This is a genomic window from Lysinibacillus sp. UBA6686, assembly GCF_002455205.1.
GTDB lineage: Bacteria > Bacillota > Bacilli > Bacillales_A > Planococcaceae > Lysinibacillus > Lysinibacillus pakistanensis.
Genome location: NZ_DKJS01000070.1, coordinates 23,749 through 49,899, shown reverse-complemented (window position 1 = coordinate 49,899; position 26,151 = coordinate 23,749). Strand labels below are relative to the sequence as shown.

At 36.5% G+C, this 26,151-nt stretch carries 26 protein-coding genes; 22 read left to right on the top strand and 4 right to left on the bottom strand.

From position 1 onward, the window contains the following. Window positions 1-57: 57 nt before the first annotated feature. From B2R82_RS18660 to B2R82_RS18650, 3 genes are all read left to right on the top strand, one after another. A complete protein-coding gene (locus B2R82_RS18660; protein ID WP_286926365.1) occupies window positions 58-351 on the top strand; it encodes a hypothetical protein in 294 nt (97 codons plus the stop codon). A gap of 234 nt (window positions 352-585) precedes the next feature. After that, complete coding sequence (locus tag B2R82_RS18655; protein ID WP_283870306.1) at window positions 586-708, top strand: hypothetical protein; 123 nt, start codon at window positions 586-588, stop codon at window positions 706-708. Between the two features lie 212 nt (window positions 709-920). Next, window positions 921-1,625, top strand: a complete 705-nt coding sequence (locus B2R82_RS18650) for a CBS domain-containing protein (protein ID WP_286926364.1) — start codon at window positions 921-923, stop codon at window positions 1,623-1,625. A gap of 18 nt (window positions 1,626-1,643) precedes the next feature. On the opposite strand, the gene B2R82_RS18645 is transcribed toward B2R82_RS18650, so the two are convergent. Further along, the gene (locus tag B2R82_RS18645) at window positions 1,644-2,363 is read right to left on the bottom strand and encodes a DUF421 domain-containing protein (RefSeq protein ID WP_286926363.1); all 720 of its coding nucleotides are present in this window, start codon (window positions 2,361-2,363) and stop codon (window positions 1,644-1,646) included. A 113-nt stretch (window positions 2,364-2,476) separates the two neighbouring features. Here B2R82_RS18645 and B2R82_RS18640 point away from each other — a divergent pair, with 113 nt between their 5' ends. Then, the gene (locus B2R82_RS18640; protein WP_286926362.1) at window positions 2,477-3,682 is read left to right on the top strand and encodes an MFS transporter; all 1,206 of its coding nucleotides are present in this window, start codon (window positions 2,477-2,479) and stop codon (window positions 3,680-3,682) included. A 68-nt stretch (window positions 3,683-3,750) separates the two neighbouring features. Here the strand turns inward: B2R82_RS18640 and B2R82_RS18635 are convergent, their stop codons facing one another. Further along, window positions 3,751-4,437 (bottom strand): histidine kinase, encoded by a 687-nt coding sequence (locus B2R82_RS18635; RefSeq protein ID WP_283870310.1) that lies wholly within the window; start codon window positions 4,435-4,437, stop codon window positions 3,751-3,753. Between the two features lie 712 nt (window positions 4,438-5,149). On the opposite strand from B2R82_RS18635, the gene B2R82_RS18630 reads away from it, so the two are divergent. From B2R82_RS18630 to B2R82_RS18585, 10 genes are all read left to right on the top strand, one after another. Next, window positions 5,150-7,561, top strand: coding sequence for a Na+/H+ antiporter subunit A (locus B2R82_RS18630; protein ID WP_286926361.1), 2,412 nt, complete (start codon window positions 5,150-5,152; stop codon window positions 7,559-7,561). Next, on the top strand, window positions 7,551-7,973 hold the full coding sequence (locus tag B2R82_RS18625) for a Na(+)/H(+) antiporter subunit B (RefSeq protein ID WP_286926360.1): 423 nt from the start codon (window positions 7,551-7,553) through the stop codon (window positions 7,971-7,973). Before B2R82_RS18630 ends, B2R82_RS18625 begins: the two co-directional genes overlap by 11 nt. Window positions 7,974-7,976: 3 nt before the next feature. Continuing rightward, a complete protein-coding gene (locus tag B2R82_RS18620) occupies window positions 7,977-8,315 on the top strand; it encodes a Na(+)/H(+) antiporter subunit C (RefSeq protein ID WP_286926359.1) in 339 nt (112 codons plus the stop codon). Beyond that, window positions 8,308-9,813 carry a Na+/H+ antiporter subunit D gene (locus B2R82_RS18615; RefSeq protein ID WP_286926358.1) on the top strand — a complete coding sequence of 502 codons (1,506 nt, stop codon included), beginning with the start codon at window positions 8,308-8,310 and terminating at the stop codon, window positions 9,811-9,813. Before B2R82_RS18620 ends, B2R82_RS18615 begins: the two co-directional genes overlap by 8 nt. Then, window positions 9,813-10,295, top strand: coding sequence for a Na+/H+ antiporter subunit E (locus tag B2R82_RS18610; RefSeq protein ID WP_054771957.1), 483 nt, complete (start codon window positions 9,813-9,815; stop codon window positions 10,293-10,295). Before B2R82_RS18615 ends, B2R82_RS18610 begins: the two co-directional genes overlap by 1 nt. Then, window positions 10,295-10,579: a Na(+)/H(+) antiporter subunit F1 gene (locus tag B2R82_RS18605; protein ID WP_286926357.1), complete on the top strand. Its 285-nt coding sequence runs from the start codon at window positions 10,295-10,297 to the stop codon at window positions 10,577-10,579. The genes B2R82_RS18610 and B2R82_RS18605 overlap by 1 nt, the downstream gene beginning before the upstream one ends. After that, complete coding sequence (locus B2R82_RS18600) at window positions 10,557-10,916, top strand: Na+/H+ antiporter subunit G (RefSeq protein ID WP_286926356.1); 360 nt, start codon at window positions 10,557-10,559, stop codon at window positions 10,914-10,916. Before B2R82_RS18605 ends, B2R82_RS18600 begins: the two co-directional genes overlap by 23 nt. Before the next feature lie 439 nt (window positions 10,917-11,355). After that, window positions 11,356-12,156 carry a transporter substrate-binding domain-containing protein gene (locus tag B2R82_RS18595; protein ID WP_313373255.1) on the top strand — a complete coding sequence of 267 codons (801 nt, stop codon included), beginning with the start codon at window positions 11,356-11,358 and terminating at the stop codon, window positions 12,154-12,156. An 87-nt stretch (window positions 12,157-12,243) separates the two neighbouring features. After that, entirely contained in the window at window positions 12,244-12,903 is a 660-nt protein-coding gene (locus B2R82_RS18590; protein WP_283870317.1) for an amino acid ABC transporter permease, read from the top strand. Beyond that, on the top strand, window positions 12,896-13,618 hold the full coding sequence (locus B2R82_RS18585; RefSeq protein WP_286926354.1) for an amino acid ABC transporter ATP-binding protein: 723 nt from the start codon (window positions 12,896-12,898) through the stop codon (window positions 13,616-13,618). Before B2R82_RS18590 ends, B2R82_RS18585 begins: the two co-directional genes overlap by 8 nt. A gap of 103 nt (window positions 13,619-13,721) precedes the next feature. On the opposite strand, the gene B2R82_RS18580 is transcribed toward B2R82_RS18585, so the two are convergent. Both B2R82_RS18580 and B2R82_RS18575 read right to left on the bottom strand, forming a co-directional pair. After that, window positions 13,722-14,789, bottom strand: a complete 1,068-nt coding sequence (locus B2R82_RS18580; protein ID WP_286926353.1) for a saccharopine dehydrogenase family protein — start codon at window positions 14,787-14,789, stop codon at window positions 13,722-13,724. Then, a complete protein-coding gene (locus B2R82_RS18575) occupies window positions 14,786-15,490 on the bottom strand; it encodes a class I SAM-dependent methyltransferase (RefSeq protein ID WP_286926351.1) in 705 nt (234 codons plus the stop codon). Before B2R82_RS18575 ends, B2R82_RS18580 begins: the two co-directional genes overlap by 4 nt. 317 nt (window positions 15,491-15,807) lie before the next feature. Between B2R82_RS18575 and B2R82_RS18570 the strand changes: the two genes are divergently transcribed. The 8 genes from B2R82_RS18570 (at window position 15,808) to B2R82_RS18535 (ending at window position 26,138) form a co-directional block, all read left to right on the top strand. Beyond that, the gene (locus tag B2R82_RS18570) at window positions 15,808-16,860 is read left to right on the top strand and encodes a helix-turn-helix transcriptional regulator (RefSeq protein ID WP_286926350.1); all 1,053 of its coding nucleotides are present in this window, start codon (window positions 15,808-15,810) and stop codon (window positions 16,858-16,860) included. Window positions 16,861-17,620: 760 nt separating this feature from the next. Further along, a complete protein-coding gene (locus B2R82_RS18565; RefSeq protein WP_286926349.1) occupies window positions 17,621-18,766 on the top strand; it encodes a hypothetical protein in 1,146 nt (381 codons plus the stop codon). A gap of 1 nt (window position 18,767) precedes the next feature. Then, complete coding sequence (locus B2R82_RS18560; protein ID WP_286926347.1) at window positions 18,768-19,163, top strand: hypothetical protein; 396 nt, start codon at window positions 18,768-18,770, stop codon at window positions 19,161-19,163. 5 nt (window positions 19,164-19,168) lie between these two features. Further along, window positions 19,169-19,630, top strand: a complete 462-nt coding sequence (locus tag B2R82_RS18555) for a GNAT family N-acetyltransferase (protein WP_286926346.1) — start codon at window positions 19,169-19,171, stop codon at window positions 19,628-19,630. A gap of 416 nt (window positions 19,631-20,046) precedes the next feature. Then, entirely contained in the window at window positions 20,047-20,559 is a 513-nt protein-coding gene (locus tag B2R82_RS18550; RefSeq protein ID WP_286926345.1) for a phage tail protein, read from the top strand. A 15-nt stretch (window positions 20,560-20,574) separates the two neighbouring features. Further along, on the top strand, window positions 20,575-21,075 hold the full coding sequence (locus tag B2R82_RS18545; protein WP_286926344.1) for a phage tail protein: 501 nt from the start codon (window positions 20,575-20,577) through the stop codon (window positions 21,073-21,075). Between the two features lie 14 nt (window positions 21,076-21,089). Then, window positions 21,090-21,617 carry a phage tail protein gene (locus tag B2R82_RS18540; protein WP_286926343.1) on the top strand — a complete coding sequence of 176 codons (528 nt, stop codon included), beginning with the start codon at window positions 21,090-21,092 and terminating at the stop codon, window positions 21,615-21,617. Between the two features lie 15 nt (window positions 21,618-21,632). Beyond that, entirely contained in the window at window positions 21,633-26,138 is a 4,506-nt protein-coding gene (locus B2R82_RS18535) for an InlB B-repeat-containing protein (RefSeq protein ID WP_286926342.1), read from the top strand. Window positions 26,139-26,151: the final 13 nt, after the last annotated feature.

The window sequence follows — 26,151 nt, the reverse complement described above, 5'->3', positions numbered from 1 at the left end:
TTTAATGGATTTAAAAATACATATTGATGCACAGCTTGAATGAAAGGGAGGTGTGAGATGGCATCCATTATCTATTATATAGTACAGCTGGGGAACAGCTATTATCACGGGTCAGATGAAGATTCTATGCTTACTACAGATGAAGAGCAGGCATTTGCTTTTACGTATAGTGAGGCCGCGGAGCAATTTGCCACCAAGGTTAATGGAACTGTTCTGACAAGAGAAGTCAGTTATGAAGAACTAGAGGAACTCTCAGCAGATCATTGGACAGAATATGATGCACTGCCAAAAGATGAACGAGACATCATTGAATCCTTTTGCAGCAACCTTCAGCTAGGCATAGATGAATAAATCTCAAAGAATCCAGCTTATTTTATCCCTTCAAATAAAGTAAATTCACAAACTGTTCAATGAAAGCGTTTTGAATGTGAACAGTTTGTGAAACCCCTCACATAACACTTTTCTTTTAAAAAAATCGGAGTAGAATAGGAATCAAGTTAGAAGTTGTTATAAAACAGTTAGATAAAAATATTACCAATAGCTTAATTGTTATAATACAAAAACAAATTGATGGGGGATTTTACTATGTGGGTTATTACAGTATTTGAGCAAAAAGATGTTCGTATTTTTGAATATACAAACAAGAAGGAAGCTACACAAGCACTTCAGCATTTTAAGAAAAACGCAGTATTGTCTTATACAAAATAATCTTAACCCTTAGCTATCTCAAAACGTAGCTAAGGGTTTTGTTCTTTTATACAAACAACAACAGGAACTATTCATTTCTATCTTCTTTCATCACTTCACCTGTACCTTTTCTTGGAATCTTAGTCATTTAGGCATATAATGTAGCTATAACTCGAAATTTGTCAAATAACTCGGAAAATATGAAAACTAACATGTGAAAGAAGGTTAGTAAATTGACAATACAAAATTCCGATCGTTTTCTTACAGCATTTAATCGAATAGATCATAGGTTAAGAGATATTGTAGGTGCCAAAGATTTCATGCCCTTTTACCGATTGATTGATCAGGCAAAGAAGAAGGATGTACTAGTGCGGAAATACGAAGATGATTTGAGGTCCTATGCAGACCTGAGAAATGCCATTGTACATCATCGAACGTCGATGGAATTTGTAATAGCTGAGCCTCATCTTGATGTAGTTGAAAGAATTGAGCATATTGATTCAACCATCGCCAAGCCTACATTGGTCGGACAAATGTTTCGAAAAAAAGTGCTCGCTTTTCAGGAAAGAGATTCCTTAAGGCATGTGTTGAAGGTTATTCGTCAACGTAAATTCACACAGTTTCCTGTATACCATAAAGATCAATTTAAAGGATTAGTGACGACAGTTGGCATTACTAATTGGCTAGCTACGATGATGGGAGGCAATCAAATTCCAAAGCAGATTCCAACCCTACATGATATTTTAATGCATGAAAAAAACCGAGTGAATTACAAATTTGTGAGTAGATACATAACGATTTATGAGGCTGAAGATATTTTTAAGCAAGGTGTGGAACGTGGTCGACGATTTGAGGCATTGTTAATAACTGAGCATGGGAAGCCGCAGCAAAAGCTAATTGGCATTATTACACCTTTAGATATTGTAAAAATTGATTAAGCAAGACGATTCAAGCTGTTAAGGGCTTGATCGTCTTGCTTTATCCTTCAGACTGATATATAACGAACCATTTGCTTGAACTTGAGCAAAATAGACATCTTCAACGGATTGGACATTCTGCTTTTTCAGCTTTTTCATTAGCCAATCCTCTGTTAATTCAAGTTCAACTAGGTTTTCATAAATAAGCTGTCCATCTGAAACCACTTCTGTTGGAATATAACTTGGCGGGGTAACATCGGCCTTCACATCCTGCTTAGTTGCTGGTTGTTCGGCTGGCTTTGGAAGCACACTCAATTTACCAGTAGTTTCAAGCAACGCATATTGAACATCTTGAACGGAGAAAACAGCCTGTTCTCGAAGCATCATTGTTAGCTCATCCATATGCAATCGATTTTTCTTTAAGGCAGATTCTAAAATAAGACCGTTTTGAATAATAATGGTTGGTTTGTCATCTATCAATACTCGAGCCTTTTTAGATTTAATAGTAATAATCGTCATTAAATAGGTTAACACACTCCACCAAATTAATGCGATAAGACCATCTGTAAAGGGCGTCTCTGCCTGTGCTGCTATTTCAGAGGCAATCGAACCAAATGTAATACCTGTTGTATAATGGAAGAATGTGAGCTGTCCAAGCTGCTTCTTCCCAAGAATACGAGCTAAAATGAGTAATGCAAAAAAGGAAAGTGTAGCTCTTAGAATCATTTCCCAAAAATTAACTTCAAAAAAATCGTCCATATTCATCAACTCCTTACACTGCTATCGGTAATTAGCTTGTGCAAAAAGGCCAAGAGTATGCGATAATCATTTATTATCGTAATTTGAGAAAATTTAGAAAGTGGGTGTGCAGCATGAACAATTCAGTAGAAAAAATAAATAATCCAATCTATCCAATTATGATTGCAATAGCTGTTGCCCATCTTATTAATGACACGATGCAGGCGGTTATACCAGCAATGTTCCCAATATTCAAGAGTGATTTAGGTTTAACCTTTACACAAATTGGACTTATTTCATTTGTTTTAAATATATTTGCCTCCGCCTTACAGCCCGTGGTAGGTTTTGTTAGTGATAAAAAGCCAATGCCCTATGCTTTGCCAATTGGTATGATAAGTTCATTCATAGGTATTGCTATCATTGCGTTTACAACCCAATATTGGGTAATTCTTATAGCTGTATTATTTTTAGGCTTCGGCTCTGCTATATTTCACCCAGAAGGCTCTCGTGTTTCATTTATGGCAGCAGGCTCTAAAAGAGGGCTAGCACAATCGATTTATCAAGTGGGTGGGAACTCAGGTCAAGCGCTGGCACCATTAATTAGTGCCTATATTTTTAGTGTTTTTGGTCAACGTGGTGCCGCAATGGTATTAGTTGTAGCAGCTATTGGTATCGTTGTATTAAGTAAAATTGCTACATGGTATAAAAAGAGGTTAGAGCAGGAACGTTTAGCAAAGAAAAAGCGTGTATTAGTATCCTCCTTACCACCATTAACAAAAAATCAAGTAGTTATTGCACTGACTTTATTATTTACTATTATTTTTGCACGATCATTTTATACAACCAATATTACAAGTTTTTATGTATTTTATTTGATGGATCATTATGATGTTAGCCTTCGACTCGGGCAAATTCTTATTTTCAGCTTTATGGCATTTGGTGTTGTAGGAACATTTTTCGGTGGTTCATTATCCGATCGAATTGGTAGAAAGAATGTGATACTGTTATCTGTTGTTGTACCGATGCCGTTTTGTCTGGCACTTCCATATGTTCCATTATGGGCAGCTATGATATTCCTAGTGATTATTGGTACACTCATTATGATTAGCTTTTCGGTGACAGTTGTATACGCACAAGAGCTAGTCCCATCAAAAATTGGTACAATGGCTGGCTTAACAACGGGCTTTGCTTTCGGTATGGGAGCAATCGGAGCGATGGTCATTGGTGTTTTAATGGATCATAAGGGAATAGATTTTACGATGACGGTCGTTTCCCTTTTACCATTATTGTTATTAGTAGCCTTTTTCTTACCAAAGGATAAACCTTCATCAGCAGTATAAAAAATTAAACGCGTCTCAAAATTTTAAAAGAACCTGCGAAGGACATTTAAAATTTGAGAACGCGTTTTTTATTGACGTAATGGTGATAAAAACTCTGCTGGTAGATTTTCTTTATCTATAACGTAGCCCTCTGATATATGAACTTCATGCATTTTATCGTTATAGGTAAATTTAAAAATGCCATTGTCAAAGTCGGTGCCAATTTCTTTAAAGAAAATGCCCTCAATCGATACATATTTCGGACATGTAAACCCTACTTTAAAGCTTTCATGCTCTTTAATCAAATAAGCGCGTACACCTTTCTCATATATGTCATTTGCATCATCATCTGTTGGACGCTGAACAGCAACAATATGGAAATCGACAAAGGGAACCTCTTTTAACAATACGTTTAAGAATGAGCCTTTTGTAATCTCTTCCCAACGACTTTGCGCACTTTGACCTACAATTATTTGTGATATTCCAAAATTCTTTGCTACCTCTGCGATAACTTTTTGTATAGGGCGTTTTTCATCATCTAATAAAATGAATTTTTCAACATCTAGCTCATCCGATAGCTTTTTCCATTGCTCTATGTAGCTAGATTTTTCTGCATCAAATGCATCAAGGGGCTGTGAGTCTACCGAAAGAATATAGAGCGGGCAATCTAACATTGTAGCCATTTTATGTCCACGGCGTATTAAGCGTTCCCCATTAAGACCGTAATAAACACAAACTAAAATACTTTCGTCTAAACGCCCTTTCACATGCTTCATAAAAAATGACACCTCTTATCTTGTTGTTATTTTGTTATTTCCACTGTCTATTTCGAAAAAATTATCCTAAAACAGCTAAAATTGATGCTGTTACAGTGCATTATGCTCATTTATATTGTATACTTAAAAATGTATAAAAGTTAATGACAATATATCGAGAAATCCTTGAGAAATTAGGTTTATTTCTATAACTCACACATATTTTATTTATGCATTTTGCGCATTTAAACGAATTGTCTCTATATGCCACACTATTATGCAGTGAGTTAAATAGATAGTCAAGTCTCTTGGCATTCCTTAGTAAGATTGCGTTTAATTTTAATAAGCTTTCAATTTTAAAAGTACTTTAGTTACCAATTCTAAGTCCCTCTATTTTTTCTTACAGCACTATCATAAAAAGCTTACTGACTCATAAATTAAGTTGCAATTTATCTCACTTTTAATTCATCATACATGATATCTTCTAAAACCCCTTAAGGATTATTCGAAGGAATTTCTGATATATTTGTTTAGCTTTACTATATTCATATTGGTTTTTTTCGGTAGGTAATGAGTACTAGCTGAAATAAATAAAGTGTCCTCAACAACGTAGTTAATTTTGATTGCTATGAAATAAAGCATACTATCTTCATTAGATTTGGGAATACTTTATTGGGATCATTAAAATCAATCAACTGTCTGTAGGGCGAAATCGAAAGTAGGAGGTTTTCATTTGGTTACAGTTCTTATTGCGATACTTTTTCCATTTGTCTGCGCTGCGCTTATTCCACTTCTTTATAGGCGACTAAGGCGTGTTACACATCTTGGCTGGTTTGTGTTAGCCGTTCCATTCATCTTGTTTCTTTTACTCGCTCGCTATATTCCTCAAATTGCCGAGGGTAAAACGTTTATTCATACATATGAGTGGATTCCCTCTTTTAATATAAATTTCACAACATACCTAGATGGTCTCAGTATGATATTTGGCTTACTGATTACTGGTGTAGGTAGTTTGGTTATTTTATATTCTATTTTTTATTTATCAACGAAAGAATCTCTTCATCATTTTTACTGCTATCTTTTACTATTCATGGGCGCTATGCTTGGCGTCGTTTTTTCAGATAATTTAATGGTATTATACACGTTTTGGGAATTAACGAGCGTGTCCTCATTTTTATTAATAGCATTTTGGCATCATCGAAAGGCATCTCGAGCTGGTGCGAGAAAAGCCATGACGATTACAGTTTTTGGTGGACTATCTATGCTTGCTGGTTTTTTAATGCTTTTTGTGGCATCAGAATCATTTAGTATTCGTGAAATTATAGCTAATGTAGAAGTAATACGTGATCATACACTATTTACGCCGGCATTAATCCTTATATTAATTGGTGCTTTTACAAAGTCAGCACAATTCCCATTCCATATTTGGCTACCTGATGCAATGGAGGCACCCACTCCAGTCAGTGCTTACTTACACTCCGCGACTATGGTAAAGGCTGGAATCTATTTAGTTGCACGTTTTTCCCCTGTTTTTGGCGGCGAGGCCATTTGGTTCTGGCTTGTTAGTGTGATTGGTCTTGCAACTTTATTCTGGGGTTCATTTAATGCGGTACGCCAAACAGATTTAAAAGCATTATTAGCATTTTCAACAATAAGTCAGCTTGGCTTGATTATGAGTTTATTTGGACTAGGATCGGTTGGTCATTATTACGGCTATGCTGAAAATACTATTCTTTATACGCAGGCAAGTTTTGCGGCATTATTTCATCTTGTGAATCACTCCACTTTTAAAGGCGCGTTATTTATGATGGTCGGCATTGTCGATCATGAAGTAGGTACACGTGATATACGCCGTCTAGGTGGCTTAATGGCATTGATGCCTGTAACGTTTACAATTGCCGTAATTGGTGGTTTTTCGATGGCTGGATTACCACCGTTTAATGGTTTTTTAAGTAAAGAAATGTTTTTTGCTGCAATGCTAGCTATTCGTAATGTAGAAGCCTTTTCAATCACTGATGTAGGGCTATTATTTCCGATTATCGCATGGGTGGCGAGCATATTTACATTTGTCTACAGCTTTATTTTAATAAGCCGTACATTCTTTGGAAAATTACAGCCGGATAAAATAGATAAAAAACCACATGAAGCGCCAATTGGTATGCTAATTTCGCCAATTATCCTAAGCATCCTTGTAGTGGGAATCTTTTTCTTTCCGAATGCGCTAGGACATTATATTTTAGAACCTGCAATGGCAAGTATATATCCAACTTTCCCATCGACAAGTGAGCTTACACCGCATATTCATGCATGGCATGGCATAAATGCAGAGTTGTTAATGACACTAGGAGTTATCATTATTGGTGTTATTTTATTTAAAACGTTAAAAAGCTGGAAGCCTATATATCGAATATTCTCGCAAAAGTATACGTTTAATACGTATTACAATCGTCTTATTGAAATGAGTGAAAATGGTTCAGCAAAGCTAACTAATCGCTATATGACAGGTAATTTAACTCATTATTTTATCTATATATATGTATTTTTTGTTGCGCTTATTGCTGGCTACTTTATTTGGTCAGATGCTATTGTATTTGATTTTGCTAAGGATTCCACTTTTGAGTCCTATGAGCTAATTCTAGTGTTTGTAATGGTGTTCGCAGCAATATGGATGATTTTTGCAAAGGGTCGTGTCACAGCCATGTTGTTAAATGGTGTACTTGGTTATTCAATTGCCTTTTTCTTTGTTATTTTCCGTGCTCCTGATTTAGCCTTGACGCAATTAGTTGTTGAATCTGTAACGACTGCTTTATTTCTTCTATGTTTTAAATATTTACCTGATTTAATGCCAGAATCAGCCCATAAAAAGATCCAATGGTCAAATGCCACTATATCTCTTTTAGTTGGTGCTACCGTTACATTGATAGGCTTAGCTGTAGTTCATTTTGATCGCTTTGAGCCTGTTTCTACTTACTTCAATGATGCCTATGAGCTTGCAGGAGGCTCTAATATTGTAAATACGATACTGGGTGATTTCCGTGCATTTGATACGATGCTAGAGGTTGTCGTTCTTCTAATTGCTGGCTTAGGCGTGTATACACTTACGAAGCTCAAGCCACGAAAGGAGAAGACTGACCATGAAAATTAATGACGTAATTTTACGTACTGTAACGAAAGCAGTCGTATTCATTATTTTAACCTTAGGCGTTTATTTATTCTTTGCAGGGCATCACGCTCCAGGTGGAGGCTTTATAGGTGGTCTTGTACTTGCCTCGGGTATTGTTCTGTTGTATTTAGCCTATGATATAGAAACCGTGCATAAAGGAATGCCATTTGATTTTAAAAAAATGGCAGCGTTAGGAGTATTGCTTGCTACGGGAACAGCTATCGGATCACTATTTTTTGATGTCCCATTTTTAACACAGGCACATACCTATATTGATGTTCCGATATTTGGGAAAATGGGCTTTTCGACTGTCACCGTTTTTGAGGCTGGTGTAGCGTTAACCGTCGTAGGTGTTGTAGTGACAATTATTTTAAGTATAAGTGAGGATGAGTAGCCAATGGAATCTTTAATACTTGTATTAGTTGGTGTATTAGTAGCTGTTGCGACGTACTTAATCCTCTCGAAACAGTTATTACGCGTAATTTTAGGAACTGCGGTTTTATCACATGCAGCCCATCTCCTAATTTTAACAATGGGCGGGCTGAAAAAAGGGGATGTCCCACTTTTAGGAGAATCAGAAGGTCCCTATACCGATGCATTGCCTCAAGCATTAATTTTAACTGCAATTGTTATTAGCTTCGCAGTGACAGCATTTGTGCTTGTTCTTGGCTATCGTGCCTATAAAACAAATGGTTCAGGGAATTTTGACGAATTGAGAGGTACGCCAGATGAGTAATATGATTGTTTTACCATTAATCGTACCTGTTATTACGGCAATTTTACTAGTTTTTTTACGTGAACATGTTACCCTGCAGCGCATTATTAGTGTATTAACATTAAGCTTTGTGGTTTTAATTAGTATCGTATTATTATTAGCCATTCAGGAGCAGGGTGTGTTGCGAATCGATTTTAGTGGCTGGGGACCACCCTTTGGTATTCTATTTGTTGCGGATTCATTTTCCGTTTTACTTGTTTTAATAGCGAATATTGTCGCTGTAATATGTGTCCTATATGCCTTGTTTACGATTGGCAGTAGCTATGAAAAAATGTATTTCTATCCATTCGTATTACTCATGGTAGCAGGAGTCAATGGTTCATTCTTAACAGGGGATATATTTAATCTGTTTGTGTGCTTTGAGGTAATGTTACTGGCCTCCTATGCGCTCATAAGTTTAGGTGGCAATAAGATTCAGCTTCGGGAGGCATTAAAATATGTCCTTATCAATATTGTTGCCTCTTGGATTTTCTTAGTAGCATTAGCCTTTTTATATGGAACTGTTGGAACATTAAATATGGCACATATTTCTGTCCGTGTAATGGAGGCTGGGGCAGATCCAGTTATTACAACGGTTGCTCTTATTTTTTTAATAGTCTTTAGTTTGAAGGCTGGTTTATTATTGTTCTTCTGGTTACCAGGCTCATATAGTGTTCCACCTACAGCGATTGCCGCACTTTTTGCTGCATTACTAACAAAAGTTGGCATTTATGCGCTTGTTCGTACCTTTACCTTGCTATTTCCAAACAACCCAGAGGTTACACATGTTGCACTCGGGATTATGGCAGGGCTTACGATAATTGCTGGTTGTATGGGTGCATTGGCAGGGCGAGATGTACGAACTATTGCCTCTTATAATGTCCTTATTGGTGTTGGATTTATAGTTGCTGGTCTTGCGATTGGTACAGAGTCAGCACTACAGGGAGTAACTTATTATTTAATGCATGATATGGTAGCGAAAGCTATGTTATTTTTGGCAGTAGGTATGATGATTTATGTTACGGGTGAAACGTTGATTGATAATATGAGTGGGCTAATTCGGAATTATCCACTTTTCGGCTGGTTATTCTTTATTGTTATGTGTTCACTTGCTGGTATTCCTCCTTTAAGTGGTTTTTTAGGCAAGGTGTTAATTGGACAAGGTGCAATTGAAGGTGGGAATTTTATCCTATTAGGTCTAGGGTTTTTATCAAGTTTAATTGTCTTGTATTCCCTTCTACGAATCTTTCTTTCCTCATTCTTTGGAGAAACAATTATTAGTCTAGAAGATGAGAAACCATTACCGAAACGCATAGTCTTGCCATTAGCATTATTGGCCGTTTGCACAATTGGTTTAGGGGTTGGCGCTGAGTGGATGGCACCATTTGTAACAGATGCAGCAGAAACACTTTATACGCCATCGATTTATATTGATGCTGTGTTAGATGGAGAAGTATGGCAGGGTGAGGTGAGTAAATAATGGCAATGCAATTTATTCTAAATTTATTTATCGCAACCCTTTGGTTACTGTTACAGGATGAGGTGGTTCCGCAATTTTCCACATTCTTAATTGGCTTTATTGTGGGTATTGGGATTTTGTATGCGTTGCATCGTTTTTATGGCACACAATTTTATTTGCGACGTGTGTTTTCCATTATTAAATTACTATGGCTCTTCAATTGGGAGCTACTATTATCGAGCTACAGCGTATTAAGACAAATAACTACGCCAAGACTTCAAATTACTCCTGGCATATTTACGTATAAAACAGTACTAAAGGGAGATTGGGAAGTAACAGCACTTGCATTACTGCTCACACTTACTCCAGGATCAGTAGTGATGGAGGTTTCTGAGGAGGGCGATGTGTTCTATATTCATGCAATGGACATTGAGCAATCGAAGGATGCTGTTATACGTTCTATAGGAAAATTCGAACAAGCAATAATGGAGGTGACACGTTAATGATTGAAAATATTTTACTCTTAGCCTTAGCTTTATTTAGTGCTTCCATTGCGCTGTCACTGTATCGTGTTATTCGGGGACCGTCTATGCCAGACCGTGCTATTGCTCTTGATACTATTGGTGTAAATTTATTGTCAGCAATCGCCATCGTATCGATCGTATTAAAGACAAAGGCATATTTAGAAGCAATTTTGATATTAGGGATCTTAGCATTTATCGGTACAATCGCTTTTACAAAATATATCGAAAGAGGTGTGATTGTTGAACGTAAATCAAATGATTGAATGGGCGGCTGTCATCCTCATTTTGATTGGCTCCATTGTTAGTGTTATTAGCGCATATGGGATGATTCGTTTACCTGATGTATACACACGCTCCCATGCTGCAACGAAAAGTTCTACGTTATCGGTATTAACATGTTTATTAGGTGCATTCATTTATTTTTGGGTGCATGATGGCTTTGTAAGTGTACGGCTAATATTAGGTATCCTCTTCGTCTTTGTAACCGCACCTGTAGCAGGGCACTTAATCTGCCGTGCTGCCTATCGCTCCCGGGTTCCATTAGCAGAAGACTCTGGTGAGGATGAGCTGAAGCCTAAGCTATTTCCAGAAGAAAAATAGAGGGAAGACTGTTTGCCAAAAGCAAGCAGTCTTTTTTGTATTGGTGGATAGAGGTTTTAAAGTGCTGGATAGTCATACTGAATTGGCGGATTAAACTTCCGAAATGGTGGATAGAAACGCAAAATGAATGGATAGTGTTCTCACAATTATGAATGAGATTTTATGGGAATTAAACAATTGTAGGATAAAAGCTGGTGAAACGGAAAATAGTAAAGGTACCTTGGAATAAACACTAAAAATAAATTGACTTATCAGAAAATTATGTTTATAATATTTGGCTAAAAATTATTCACTTTAGCTTGATTATTATTTCAAAAGAGTATATCTTAATTAGCAGATAGATTTTTTATTCTTTTGAATGAATAATTATCCATTCGACTATTTTCGAGAAATACTTTCTCATACACAATAAAATATACGTAAAAGGAGATCTTGGATGATGAAGAATAAATTTTTCTTGCTTATGCTTGTTCTAGTAATTGGTGTACTAGCTGCATGTGGCGCAAAAGAAAATAAAGACAATAGTGCAAATTCAAATGCTGATGGGGCTACAGAGCAAAAGCAAGTATTAAAAGTAGGTACTTCTGCTGACTATGCACCATTTGAGTATGTGGATGCTGCAAAAGGTGAAGATATTATCGGGTTTGATATAGATTTAATCAAATTAGTTGGCGAAAAAATTGGTGTAGACATGCAAGTGCAGGATATGGATTTTAACAGCCTAGTACCAGCATTACAAGCAGGTAAAATTGATGTAGTTATTTCAGGTATGACGCCAAATCCAGAACGTGAACAAGTCGTTGATTTCACGGATAAATACAATGAGACAGAACAAGTAATTATCGTGAAAAAGGAAAGCGGTATTAAAAAAGAGGCTGATTTAGCTGGTAAGAAAATTGGTGTGCAAACAGCTTCCATACAAGAAAATTTAGGGAATAATATTGCAAAAAAAGTAGATGCAACTGTTGAAGGACGTACTCGAATTCCTGAAATCATCCAGGATATGATGTCTAAACGTTTGGATGCCGGAGTTTTAGAAGGCGGCGTTGCCAAAGGTTATCTCAAAACTAATGATAAATTAGCTGCTTTCCCTGTTGAAGAGCAACCAGAAGATTTCAAAGCAATCGCTGTTCCAAAAGGAAGCGACCTAAAAGATAAAATTAACAAAGCATTAAAAGAATTAGCTGATGAAGGTAAAATTCAAGAGCTAGAAGAAAAATGGCTAGAAAAAGCTGAATAAATACTTAGACACTGCGGTAGCTCTATTTTGGGCTATCGCTTGTGCTTTTCATATTCTTAACAGAAATCAAGAAAGGAGGGAGATGCTGTGAATTTAGATTTTTCAGCTATCGTTCCCTCTATTCCTTATATACTAAAAGGAATAGGTGTTACACTTCAAATTGCAATTGGTGCCTCGATTATCGGTTTTATCGTAGGGGTGTTACTCGCATTATGTAAAATTGGTAAAGTGCGTATTTTACGTTGGTTTGCAGATTTTTATACATCTATTTTCCGAGGTACACCACTTGTCCTACAATTATTAATTATTTACTATGCAGTACCACAGCTATTTGATATTCAAATCGAACCAATTCCAACAGCGATTATGGCTTTCGGCTTAAACTCAGGTGCTTATATTTCAGAAATAATTCGTGCTGGTATTAATGCAGTTGATAAAGGCCAGATGGAAGCAGCACAAGCACTTGGAATTCCCTATACAAAAATGATGAAGGATATTATTATCCCACAAGCCGTAAAAAATATTTTACCATCTTTAGTCAATGAATTTATTACATTAAATAAAGAAACAGCAGTAGTAACAGTTATTAGTGCCTTAGATATTATGCGTCGTGCTTATATTGTTGGGGGTTCAACATATCGCTACCTTGAGCCATTACTCTTCGCCGGTGTAATTTATTACATCATGACGCTTGTTTTAACGTTCCTTGGTAAACGAATCGAGAAAGGAATGAGAAAAAGTGATTAGAATAGAAGATCTTCATAAGTCATATGGACAAAATGAGGTACTTAAAGGAATCTCAACTGAAATTAAAGAAAAAGAGGTTATTGCCATTATTGGTCCATCCGGCTCGGGTAAATCAACATTTCTTCGCTGCTTAAATCTATTAGAAGAGCCAACGAGTGGAAAAATTACTATTGCTGGTGATGTTCTAACAGATAAAGGGACAAATATTATGAAAATACGTGAAGAAGTCGGCATGGTTTTTCAGCATTTTCATCTTTTTCCTCATAAAACAGTACTAGAAAATTTAACATATGCCCCCATTAATGTGAAGGGAATGGACAAGTCGGCTGCTATAAAAAATGCAGAGGATTTACTGACAAAAGTGGGGCTATTTGAGAAGCGCCATGAGTATCCTAACCGTTTGTCTGGTGGGCAAAAGCAACGTGTTGCCATTGCTCGTGCCCTTGCAATGGATCCAAGGGTAATTTTATTTGATGAGCCTACCTCTGCACTTGATCCAGAAATGGTTAAAGAGGTTTTGGCGGTTATGAAAAATCTTGCAGATACAGGGATGACGATGTTAATCGTTACACATGAGATGGGCTTCGCTCGTGAGGTGGCAGATCGCATCCTATTCCTCGATGGCGGGAAGCTAATTGAGGATGCTCCACCAGAACAATTTTTTACAGCGCCATCTACTCAACGTGCAAAGGATTTTTTAGAGAAAGTGCTATAGTTAATACTGCATCATAAAAAACCAATAGCTATGCCAAGCGGATAAGGCCATAAAGCACGGTGATTGTTAGATAAATTTCTAATAATCATCGTGCATTTTTTAATTAAGAAAATTCTTCTATTATTGAAGAAAACGTAAAAAATTTCTTTATTGTTTCGATGGTAAACAATTCCTCAATATGATAAGCTCCTGCTGGGTGATGGTGTTCAAGTAATTCAGTAGCAACAGTTGCTGCAATTTTAGCTGTTACCATTGATTCGTTATGCTCCAAAAATGTTATTGCTACAGTTCTCTCCTCAAACTGATCCCTACCAATCGCTTCTACCTTAATGCCACAAACATCAGAACCAATTTTTATTTTTTGAATAGCTGATGCAAGTAGTTGTTGTACCTTGTCCAATTTTAACATATAGGATAGACGACTTTTTTGTAAAAACGAGACGAATCGATTGAGCGCCTCTACATCAAAGCCCATTCTCGTAACGATTTGACTAGTTGAGAAATGCTTGGATAATGTATGTTGATCAGAAAAATTAAATTGATAGAGACTACGCTTTCCAACACCCTTAAATTGAACAACTCTCCTATTTGTAAAGTTAGTGGTGGTCTGCCTTTTATGCTGGTAATTAAGGTGGTAGGGCTGATTTAGCTGGTCCAAAATCCATAAAACTGCCGCGGTGCCATGAGTATCACCAGCTCCAAGTAAAATTGAGATATGAAGCTGATCGATAGTAGTTAATTGCTGTGCAGCATGCATCGCCATTAAATTAGTTAATCCTGGTGCCATACCAACACTGTAAACGATTGTAGAATGATGTTGTTCAGCAATTGGATGAAGATCCTCTAATTTTTTTAGAAAGGCATAGCTGGCAGTAATATCAATATACATAATGCCCTTCCTCAAGCAGAGTTGAGTAAATGCAGTATCTTGTTGCTCTAAACACATAATCACAAGCGCTACACCTTCTAATTGCTGTGGGTTTACAGTCTTGGATACATCCATCTGTATTGGGGTTGCAAGCTGATTGCAGCGAGCGCAAAATTGCTTAGCCTTTTCTATATTTCTACCAGCGATCAATATTCTATTCGGGTAGCTTCGTAGCAGGAGTTTTGCTATTTTTCCACCGACTTCACCATAGCCTCCAACAATTAAGATATTCTTTTTATTCATATAAAATCTTCTCCCTTAATAGCTACTAAAGCATCAATCATATGTGTTTTAAAATAGGGAATGATTGTTGTAAAGCCGACCTCCTTCAACAAAACAATAAGTGATTCCAATCTAATCGGATGGGTTGTAATGTTAAAAGAATGTTCAAAACGTTGCCAATGATTTTCAGAAATTCCGTTATGGAGCATAGAGCTTCGCCAATAGAGGAGCTGATGCTTGAGCGCTGAAGAATTTAAATCAGCATTTATAGATGATATAAATAACACACCATTTACCTTCAAGCTCTCTGCTATTTTTTGAAGCATGGCTTTCTTTTGATCAAAATCATCCATAAAATGTAAAACTAAATGACAGGTAGCTACATCAAATAAGTCTTTTACATTTAATGTTAGTAAATCTTTTTCAACCCATTCAATATTAAGTGTATACGGTAGAATATTAATTTGTTTAGCTGCTAGCTCTAGCATTACATGGGATGTATCAACTGCGGTGAAATGAGCAGAAGGTAATGATTCACCTAATGCTAGTAGCTCTTGTCCGCCACCTGCGCCTACTACTAAAATTTTATGTGTTGTAGGAAAGCTATGAAGTATGTTTGCCATCATGTCATAAATAAGATCGTAGCCAATAATCTTCTGACGAATGGATTGTTGGTATGCAAAAACAGAAGAGTCATCCCAATTGTATAATGGTTTGGTCATTTAAATACCTCCTAAATTTTTGTGGGGAGTAGATGAAGAGAGTAACTGCTTCATCTTTAAGCAATCATTCTTATGAAAGATTGCTGAATGTCTTGTGAAGTTACCTAAGATGTCTTGGTCTGTTCCTTAAAATAAGTATTCATACTTCCGTTCCCCATGTATAAGCCTTTAGTTGATGTGACAGTAAGATGTTCGGAAAAATGGCTGGTAATTTTGGTGCACTAATTGTTGCCTTGAATTCAATTAAGAATTATTCTCAATTATAAAGACTCAGAAAAAAAGAACTATCCCATATTTCTGGGGGGAGGTAAGTTTTTATGAAGGATACACAATATTGGAGAAGAAAATCTGAACAATGCTTAAAGCACAGCAAAAATTCATTTGAATACCGCCAATTAATGATAGAAGCTCTACGAACACAAATACATTTTGATGCTTATTGCTGTACATTAACGGATGCACATACACTTTTTTCGGTAGGTGCAGTTACTGAGCATTCAATTGAGGCTATTCATCAGGAGATTATGGAGTTGGAATATACTATTGAGGATATAAATAAATATGAATTCTTAGTACGCAGTGGTCAACACATAGGTAGGCTAAGCGATTCGACAAGTCAAAGCTTCCGCTATAGAGAAGTGTTAAAGCCTAATGGATTTAGTGATGAAATACGAGCTGCATTAATTTATCAAGAACAATGTTATGGTTTTTTAACACTGTTCAAAAGAGCGGAAAGTGAGCCACCTTTTTTTCAAGATGAAGATCTAGCACTGATAGAAATAGTGATGCCAATTATGGGAAAAAGGTTAAAGGAGTTCCATCATTATATTATTGAGGAGCGGCTTCCAACTATAGAGGGAGAGCAAGGTATTGTTATTTTTGATAAAGAGCTAAGAGTACTATCTAGTAATACAAAGGCTTACGAATTGTTATCAATTTTAAGAAAATATGAAAGCCTAATGGAATGGCAAGTACCTAAGCCTATTCAAGCAATATGTGCAAACCTACTTGCTGACAATTACAATACCAATACTTCTTTAATAGTCCCTATTAAGGATATAGGTTATATTGCTATTCGTGCATCACTTATGCTGACAAGCCTTCAAGAACAGCAAATTGCTTTATTAATAAATGAGGCATCATCGAGAGAAATGCTAAATGTTTTAATAAAGGCTTACAACCTTACGCCGAGGGAAAAGGAGGTGGTATTTGAAATTATTAAAGGAATTCCAACAAAAGAGATTGCTTATAATCTTGGTATTTCACATTATACTGTACAGGATCATTTAAAGGTTATTTTTCAAAAAGTAAATGTCTCAAATCGAAATGAGCTAGTGTGGAAAATCTTTTCTCGATTCCAATTAGATTAATAAAACTAAAGAATCTGTTAAAACGGTAGCAGATTTTTTTCATTTATAAACGATCTTTATGATGAAAAAAACAGCGCATTTAAAATTTTGACAGGATGCTCAGAAATGGATTCTAATTTTTTTGAACTGATATAAACCTTTATCTATCCTCTCCCAAAATCATCTTTTAAGATCATATGGAGGAAAAATTCCCCCAGGATGTTGCGCCTCCTAATTTGATAAGGATTTTCTGGTATAGGCAGTCTTTGCCCTTTAAACTTTAAATTTGAAGATCCTCAGCGTCTAACAGCTCCTGCCAATAAAACTCCCAGTGACATCCTAAATAAAATTCTTTATCTTATAGCTCCATTTCTTATAGGGAATTAATACCTTGCTGTACAGAAAGAGTTGTTTTTTCTTCAATAGGGGTAAAAAGAAAAATAAATAGAAAGAATCCAGTAGTTATACCGATAATTTTCTTCATATCTAGCTCCTAACACGATCAATAATTTCATTGCAAAAGGTTAAGAAAAATTAACCTAAAAAATGGAATAAATTCATGGTAGAATCTATTGACCTATAATATAATTAGTTAAAAGTCACCAAAAAATGCAACCTTTAGATTTTTTATTAGGTAGTAAGAATTAAATATTTTATCTTCATTCAGCAAATGTTTTTTGTATCGAAAGCATAGCTGCAACGGCAGATACAGAGGACTCGACCTCTAGGGTAATTAATTTCTGAATATTAAAACAAATGAATCAATCGGAGGTATTAAATTATGGCTTGGACATTTTGTTTAAATGTTACAAATGACACGGATCGAGATTTAGAGTTGGTAGAATCACAATTGCACTGGGGGTACTGGAATACAAATAGTGAGGAGGATAAAGGACCTCAATCTATTAAAGCAGGAGAAACAATACAGGCAGTAGGGGTTAAATCTGCTTTTGGTCCAAATGGCTATGAATTTTCGTGCTCATGGAAGGATAATAACAGGAATCAGGAGGGGAAAATGCTGGAACCATACGGGGTAGTAAGTCTCTATGTTAATGTTCCATATAATAATCCCAATGAAGCAGCTTGCAAAGCAAATGGATATTTTGAGGTAAATGAATGGAAGAGTATTACTCATGACGGACATAACTTTGTTCGAGATATACGTATTTCGAATAAGATGGATAGGATAAGAAAAAAGGAAGTACCTAATAGTTTATATACAGATTGGTCCAAAATAGACACATTGAAAGTCGTTGAGAATGTAGAAGCTATTGACCTAAATCAGTATATTCCAAGCGGGGTTCATTTTGAAAAGAGTGCAATATTTAAAACGTCTACATTTAAAATTTCAAAAAAACTTTGGGATGGGGTCATTGATTTAGATTTTGATAGCCTTTATTTGAAAAAGCGTGAAGTGAATGATTATTTTTCTGTTGAGGTAACTTGCTTAAGAGCAGATGCTACAAAAATTGAGACGGTCACTAGAAGAGGAAAAATTAAAGTAAAAGATGAACGTTTTATATCGACTACAAGTAAGAGAGTAGTAGAAAAGGTTAGCACAATTGAGACTGCACTAAAATTTACTGAAAATGCTTCAGTTTCTGAAGAAAAAATAGTGAAGGCAAGTGTATCGCAGGAATTACAGACGGAAATAAGGGCGAAGTTTAATATATTAAACTCTGTGACAAAAGAGCAACAGCAAACAGAGAGAAAATCAATTGATAGAGAATTTGAAGCACCAAGTGATAAAGATATGGATGTTGTACCTTGGATTTTTAGTAAAATGATTCTTTTATATCGAACTGATAAAAATAATGTGACTACATTAATCGGAGCATCCGAATGGGATTACGCAATTTTGAATCGTACACATGAATACGATGTTATGGATAATGCAAAGAAAGTAACAACAGGAGGAGAGTGTTAAAATGGCAACTTGGACTTTTTCGTTAATGATTACAAATGCAACAGATCGTGAATTAGAAGTTTTTCATAAGCAGCGAACTTGGGGTATTTGGAATACAGAGGATATTGAGGACAAGGAGCCTCTTAATGTTCCGCCTAATACAACTATTCAGGCATTAGGCATTAAGGCTTCAACTGGACCTAATGGCTATGAAGGTTCTTGCTCTTGGCGTGATAAAGTACCGACAGGCGAAAAATCCTATGGCACTATCTCATTATCGTTAGATGTACCGCAAAAAAGTAAAAATAGAGCTGAATGCTTAGCTGATCATCAATTTCATATAGATAGCTGGGAAGACCTACCAGAAAAGGGTCATAACTTTGTGCGATCCATCATTGTAACCACTAAGGATTTTTAGGCAAGATGAGAGTAGAGCTTAAACCTATTACGAAAGATGATGAGCCATTCCTCTTCGATGTCTATGTTTCTACTAGAAGAAAAGAGATAGATTTATGGGGATGGACTGCTGAACAAATACAGCACTTTTTAGAAATGCAGTGGTACGCACAGCAAATCTCATATAAACAGCAATTTCCTGAGTCAAGCCACTATATTATTCTTTTAGATGATGAATATGTGGGTAGGTTGTTAACAGAAAACTTACCACAACATCTTCATCTTATTGATATCTCTATTTTGCCAAGTTTCCAGGGTAGTGGATTAGGAACATATCTAATTACTCAACTTCAGCAGAAGGCAAAAGAAGAAAATAAACCAGTGATATTGCAAGTTTTTCAGACAAATCCAGCAAGAAATCTATACGAAAGACTAGGATTTCAAGTAGTGTCAGCTAATGAAATGTATTTAAAAATGAGATGGCAATAAAAAAGAACGATATTGAATTTTTTTCTGTAAAAAGAAAAATATCTCGAAGAACTAAGAGTACTACAATCATTTTTTCAAAAATCTCTAATAGGTTCAGTACCTATCAAACAGCTCCTTATAAACAAAAAAGGTAGCAGAAATTGCGGCTAGTCTATAAGAGATGCCTTCGTTTACAACATCAGGCTAGCCCTTCAAAAGGTCACTACTATTTTGCTGGAATATGATTCCATAGAGAATGAATTTTTAATTAACAGAATATTTTGATATCTCATAAATTTTATTGAACAAGTAATCAGATTAAGGCTAACATACACCATCTGAGATAGCGAAAGTTTTAGATATGGAAATCCAAGCAAATGTTGCTTAATGCGTTTTCATAGCATTCATTGAAATTACAATAAGGGAGGGGGTACATAATGTCAGATCAATATGTAGGCGAAATCCGAATGTTTAGCGGTAAATATGCTCCAGTAGGGTGGGAATTATGCAATGGTCAGTTAATGACTATTAGAGGTAATGAGGCACTTTTTTCATTAATAGGTGTCAAATACGGGGGAGATGGTACAACGAATTTTGCTTTACCTGATTTACGTGGAAGATTACCAATTCATAATAGTTCTCAGTATCCATGGGCTAGTAAAGGTGGAGTGGAGACAGTTACGTTAACGGAGGAAAATTTACCTGCACATACTCATGGTGTTTATGCCAATAATATCACAACTGAAGCAACAGAGAATTCGCCAGCTAATAATACATGGGGTATATCAACCCTCACAAATTATCAGACGAATGTTTCAAGTAATATTGTACAAATGAACAACGAGTTAGTTTCTAATGTAGGTGGTATTTACTCTCATAGTAACATCATGCCATCATTAGTTATTAATTTTATTATTGCAAAGCAGGGTCTTTATCCGGATTTCCAATAAAAAGGAGTGAGTATAATGGCAGAACCATTTTTAGGAGAAATACGTCTTTTTAGTTTCGATAAAATACCAAATGGGTGGCTCCCTTGTAATGGTCAATTGTTGCCGATAACTGGAAATGTTGCGCTTTATTCATTATTAGGATGTACGTATGGCGGGGATGGTAAGACAACCTTTGCGCTTCCAAATTTACAAGGAAGAGTACCATTACATCAAGGTAATCAGATTGCTTACGGAACGGTAGGAGGAGAGGAAACACATACATTGACGATTAACGAGATACCCTCTCATACCCATCAAATAACAGCAGACTCATCAACAACAGATAAGCCTTCACCAAAAGACAATACATGGGGTGCAGTTAACGGAAAGAATATTTATGCTAAAAAGGATAATACAGCCATGAATGAAGCTGCCTTGTCAATTACTGGACAGAATAAAGCACATAATAATATGCAGCCCTATTTAAGCGTATCTTTTTGTATCGCAAAAATGGGTATTTTTCCAAGTAGAGGATAAGGAGGAATCAGGGAATGGCAGATCCGTATTTAGGTGAAATTAGAATTTTCGCAGGAAACTATGCTCCAAGGGACTGGGCATTATGTGATGGCAGACTATTATCTATTGCTCAATATAATGCTTTATTTTCCATTATCGGAATAACTTATGGTGGAGATGGTAAGACAACATTTCAGTTACCTGATTTAAGGGGGCGTGCTCCCATGCACTATGGCGATGGTCCTGGTTTAACAACAAGGACATTTGCGCAACCAATAGGAACAAGTACAGTAACACTTAATGAAACGCAAATGCCTATTCATAAACATAGAGTACAGGGTTCATCTGTAGTAGCAGGTGGTATCAACAATCCCACTAATGCCATTTGGGGAAGTGAATTAGCGATTTCGGCAAAACCATATGTTAATGTAAAAAATCCAGTCGCAATGAAAGTAGATATAGTAAAGCCACAAGGTGGTAATCAGCCACATAATAATATGCAGCCTTTTGTCGCAATGAACTTTATTATTTGTTTAGAGGGAATATTTCCTCAGAAGCCATAAGAAGGGGGAGTGGGAATGGATTTAGCTTCTTTTATAAAAACAGCAATATATAAAATATTAATAATTATAACCATTTCTGCAATGGTTTTCTCAACCTTAGGAATACAACCTGCAAGTGCTGGTTCTCCAGTACAGTTATCTCCCGTGGATCAGATGAATGTACAAAAGGATTCTAACGGTCAAATTCTTACGAAATATAATGACCCTGATATGATGAATGTTGCAACTATCAATAATAATAAAGATTTTGTTGCCCTTAAATTTAGTATTGATACATCTCAACCTATCCTTTCAGCTCAGCTTGCTTTAGCTGGAATAAATCAAGATAATAAACCTTTTTCTAATCTAGAAGTTAGAATAGGTAATGATGATTGGGATAGTACTTCTCTAGAAAACAAATTTCCCGATTTTATACAGGGAATTCCTACAAAAAATGAAGCTGTAGCTCAAGGTGACGGTGAACAAGTTTATGAAAAATTGATTGATGTGACAGATCTAGTAACAAATTCATCGGCAATTATTGGGAATAATGTAACATTTATATTAACGAGTGATTCAAATGAGATGACTGTAGTTAAATTTAGTAGCTCGATGGATCCTGAAGTGACACCATTGGCACCTTCTTTAAAAATTACTTATGGTGATGCGCAAAATAGTGCACCTACCGACATAACATTAAGCTCGACTTCAGTAGAAGAAAATCAACCATCAGGAACCAAAGTCGGAACATTAAGTGCCGCTGATCCTGATGCAGGTTCCTCTTTTACGTATAGTTTAGTAGGTGGAGTGGGTTCAACAGATAATAGTAGCTTTAGCATAGTAGGGGATGAGCTACAAACAAATAGTTCCTTTGATTATGAAATAAAAAACAGTTACAGTGTTCGAATTCGGGTAACGGATAATGGAGGATTGACTTTTGAAAAAGCATTTACTATTTCCATTACAGATGTCAATGAAGCCCCAACAGATATTTCGTTAAGCTCGACATCAGTAGAAGAAAATCAACCATCAGGAACCAAGGTCGGAACATTAAGTGCCGCTGACCCTGATGCAGGTTCCTCTTTTACGTATAATTTAGTAAGTGGAGCGGGCTCAACAGATAATAGTAGCTTTAGCATAGCTGGGGATAAACTACAAACGAATAGTCCATTTGATTATGAAACAAAAAATAGCTACAGTGTAAGGATTAGGGTGACAGATCAAGGCGGCCTATTTTTTGAAAAAATATTTACTATTTCGGTGACAGATATCATTGAAGTTCCGATTCCCACACTGGTATCAACAGTGCCAATTAACAATGCGACAACTATTTCTATTAATCCTATGCTAACGCTAACATTTAGCAAGAGTGTGAGTGGTATTGCGGGAAAACATCTTCGTATCTATGATCAAGATAATAATCTAATAGAAACGATAGAAGCCACTGCAGCAAATGTGACAGTGAATGGAAGTATCGTGTCAATTCAATTAATCAATAATTTAACAAAAGCAACAACTTATTATGTATTGATGGATGATGGGGCCTTCGTTGATACAGCGAATCAAGGTATTGCAGGTATAACAGCTAATAATATATGGCGTTTTACAACTTTACTTCCAAGTGATAATGCCAGTTTAAACAATTTACTTATTTCATCTGGTAGTTTAGACCCGGAATTTACAAATAGTATACTAGAGTATCAAGTCAATGTAGCTCATGATGTTGCAACTATTGATTTAACACCAACAGCAGATAATAACGCAACTCTTACTTTAAATGGTGCCTCCACCACAAATGGGCAATTGAAAACAGTTTCTCTAAATGTAGGTAGTAACACTATTACTATTAAAGTGACTGCTGAAAATGGAGTAGTATCAAAAGAATATACTCTTACTGTGATAAGAGCATTGCCATCACTTGAACAAGTGAACAATGTTAATTTAAGCACTGTCGGTATGGCGACATGGTCAGATATAGGTGATGAATCCTCTTATAATGTACAGCTCTTTAAAGATGGGTCACCAATCGGTGGTGTCATCAATGTAATAGCTAATACAACATCTCATAATTTCTTAGCAGCAATGCGTACGGCTGGAGCGGGTGAATATTCAGTTACGGTAACAGCAAAGGGAGACGGAATTGCATATTCAGACGGGATTTCTTCAAACTCCTCTAATACACAGACGATTGTTAAACTGGCAAGCATTACAAATGGTTTAGCCTGGGATGGAAATATAGCGAAATGGCAAAGCATTCCTAATGCGGAGAGCTATGATGTGCTTCTGTATAAGGGGGGTACAGCAGTTGGAACTGCAACAAATGTATTAGCTGGAAATGTCCATGAAGGTGTTGATTTTACTTCCGCGTTCCAAACAAATGGTATAGGAAGCTATACCTTTACTGTACAGCCAAAAGGTGATGGACTATTAATTTTAGATGGGGATCAAGGAGTATCATCAACAGCTAAAATCATTTCACCTTTAACTTATACTGTTTTATACGATGGTAACGGTAATACAGGCGGAACTGTACCACAAGATAATGCAACATATAGCCAAAACGACAATGTTACTGTAGCTGCTAATAATGGGTATCTAGTTAAAACAGGACACTCTTTTATAGGCTGGAATTCAAAGGCGGATGGTACAGGTACTTTTTATCTACCAAATGATACCTTTAAAATAGCAACCGAGAATATCACACTTTTTGCACGATGGGCAGTTAATCAATATACAGTGAGCTTTGATGTAGCTGGGGGAAGTACCGTATCGAATCAAACAATAAATCATGGGGAAAAAGCAAGTCAGCCGACACCAGTGCCAACAAAAGCTGGCTATACATTTGGTGGCTGGTATACAAGTGATGGCTACACAACGTTATATGATTTTGATAGTGTAATAACAGCGAACACGACGGTGTATGCAAAATGGAACCCTGTGACTGTGACGCATACAGTGAGCTTTGATGTAGCAGGAGGAAGCGCTGTATCTAATCAGTCAGTAGCACATGGAGGAAAAGTAAGTCAGCCAACGCCAGCACCAAAGAAAGCTGGCTATACATTTGGTGGCTGGTATACAAGTGATGCCTACACAACGCCATATAATTTTGATAATACGATTACAGCGAACACAAGGATTTATGCAAAATGGATTAGTAGCAATACAGGTGGTGGCAATACTGATCCGTCACCAAATCCTGAATCAGGTCCATCAACACCTTCAACCAATGTAGTGGAAATTGTGGTTGATGTTGAGTCTGGTGACGGTGACCTAGTTTCTAAAACAACAATAAAACGAACAAAAAATGTAGATAACACAATGAAGGATGAAGTGACATTAACAACAGAGAGTGCAACAGAAACGATTAGGAAATTAAAGGAACAGGGAAATGATAAAGCGCGGATCATCATTCCAGATCAGCAGGATCAAGTAAATCAGATCAATGTGTCCATACCAAAAAATGTGGTGACACTACTACAAACTGGTGCAGTCCATCTTGAAATTGTAACAGATAACATTAGAATTGAAGTGCCTAAAACTTCATTGGAAATGTTTAAAGATGATCTCTATTTCCGACTTGTTCCTATAAAAGGGCAGGATAAACAACTGCAGATCAAAGAACAAGCGAAAAGGGAAACAGTGGTGCAGCAATTGGTAGAAAGTACATTTGTTGAGTTGCTTGGTCGTCCGATGACCATTGAAACAAATATGCAAAGCCGTACTGTCACTTTAACCTTACCTCTACCTGTAGATTTAACACAGGAACAGCTTAATCATCTGGCTATCTATATTGAGCATAGTGATGGTACAAAAGAAGTCTTGCGTGGGAAAATTGTAGATTATCAAAAAGGTGTGCTTGGCTTGCAGTTTGAGGTTCATAAATTCTCGACCTTCTCTATTCTTTATTTACCAGAGAAGGAAAAAGCGGAAGAATCAACTCCTGTTCATGCCATATATACACCTTATATCCAAGGCTATTCTGATGGCACATTCCGCCCGAATGCTCCAGTTACACGAGCTCAAATGGCGAGTATGTTTGCTCGTCATTTAACGGGAAATGCGGTTCCACAGGCAGAGGCAACATATACAGATACGTTGCAACATGATGCAAAAAATGCTATAGAGTTTGTCAAAGGAGCGGGATTATTTAAAGGTGTAACAGCTACTAGCTTTAATCCAAACGGCTCAATTACTCGTGGACAAATGGCAACGGTAGCTGCCCGATGGATAGAGCAGCATTGTGCTGAAAATTCAAATGCCGCTATCTGTACAACGGCTTCACAAAGCATAGTATTCAAAGATGTGAGTACTAATCATTGGGCAGCTAAAGCAATTGATACTGTTAATGCATCGGGGATTATGACAGGTGTTACAGAGGACACGTTCAATCCGGAAGACTTCTTAACCCGTGCCCAAGCAGTGAAGGTATTAAACCGATTGTTTGCCCGTCAGGTGAAAACAGAAATACAAACACCATTATTTACAGATGTTCCTACTAAGCATTGGGCATTTTATGAAATTCAAGAAGCTGCGAAAAAATAGCATATAAAAAAGG

Bases quoted from the DNA above. Each gene is read 5' to 3' on its own strand.
- B2R82_RS18565 (WP_286926349.1), top strand. From the start codon at position 17,621: ATGGCTTGGACATTTTGTTTAAATGTTACAAATGACACGGATCGAGAT.
- B2R82_RS18580 (WP_286926353.1), bottom strand. From the start codon at position 14,789: ATGAATAAAAAGAATATCTTAATTGTTGGAGGCTATGGTGAAGTCGGT.
- B2R82_RS18595 (WP_313373255.1), top strand. From the start codon at position 11,356: ATGAAGAATAAATTTTTCTTGCTTATGCTTGTTCTAGTAATTGGTGTA.
- B2R82_RS18640 (WP_286926362.1), top strand. From the start codon at position 2,477: ATGAACAATTCAGTAGAAAAAATAAATAATCCAATCTATCCAATTATG.
- B2R82_RS18540 (WP_286926343.1), top strand. From the start codon at position 21,090: ATGGCAGATCCGTATTTAGGTGAAATTAGAATTTTCGCAGGAAACTAT.
- B2R82_RS18575 (WP_286926351.1), bottom strand. From the start codon at position 15,490: ATGACCAAACCATTATACAATTGGGATGACTCTTCTGTTTTTGCATAC.
- B2R82_RS18645 (WP_286926363.1), bottom strand. From the start codon at position 2,363: ATGGACGATTTTTTTGAAGTTAATTTTTGGGAAATGATTCTAAGAGCT.
- B2R82_RS18545 (WP_286926344.1), top strand. From the start codon at position 20,575: ATGGCAGAACCATTTTTAGGAGAAATACGTCTTTTTAGTTTCGATAAA.
- B2R82_RS18635 (WP_283870310.1), bottom strand. From the start codon at position 4,437: ATGAAGCATGTGAAAGGGCGTTTAGACGAAAGTATTTTAGTTTGTGTT.
- B2R82_RS18615 (WP_286926358.1), top strand. From the start codon at position 8,308: ATGAGTAATATGATTGTTTTACCATTAATCGTACCTGTTATTACGGCA.
- B2R82_RS18570 (WP_286926350.1), top strand. From the start codon at position 15,808: ATGAAGGATACACAATATTGGAGAAGAAAATCTGAACAATGCTTAAAG.
- B2R82_RS18605 (WP_286926357.1), top strand. From the start codon at position 10,295: ATGATTGAAAATATTTTACTCTTAGCCTTAGCTTTATTTAGTGCTTCC.
- B2R82_RS18560 (WP_286926347.1), top strand. From the start codon at position 18,768: ATGGCAACTTGGACTTTTTCGTTAATGATTACAAATGCAACAGATCGT.
- B2R82_RS18625 (WP_286926360.1), top strand. From the start codon at position 7,551: ATGAAAATTAATGACGTAATTTTACGTACTGTAACGAAAGCAGTCGTA.
- B2R82_RS18655 (WP_283870306.1), top strand. From the start codon at position 586: ATGTGGGTTATTACAGTATTTGAGCAAAAAGATGTTCGTATTTTTGAA.
- B2R82_RS18610 (WP_054771957.1), top strand. From the start codon at position 9,813: ATGGCAATGCAATTTATTCTAAATTTATTTATCGCAACCCTTTGGTTA.
- B2R82_RS18660 (WP_286926365.1), top strand. From the start codon at position 58: ATGGCATCCATTATCTATTATATAGTACAGCTGGGGAACAGCTATTAT.
- B2R82_RS18550 (WP_286926345.1), top strand. From the start codon at position 20,047: ATGTCAGATCAATATGTAGGCGAAATCCGAATGTTTAGCGGTAAATAT.
- B2R82_RS18620 (WP_286926359.1), top strand. From the start codon at position 7,977: ATGGAATCTTTAATACTTGTATTAGTTGGTGTATTAGTAGCTGTTGCG.
- B2R82_RS18555 (WP_286926346.1), top strand. From the start codon at position 19,169: ATGAGAGTAGAGCTTAAACCTATTACGAAAGATGATGAGCCATTCCTC.
- B2R82_RS18535 (WP_286926342.1), top strand. From the start codon at position 21,633: ATGGATTTAGCTTCTTTTATAAAAACAGCAATATATAAAATATTAATA.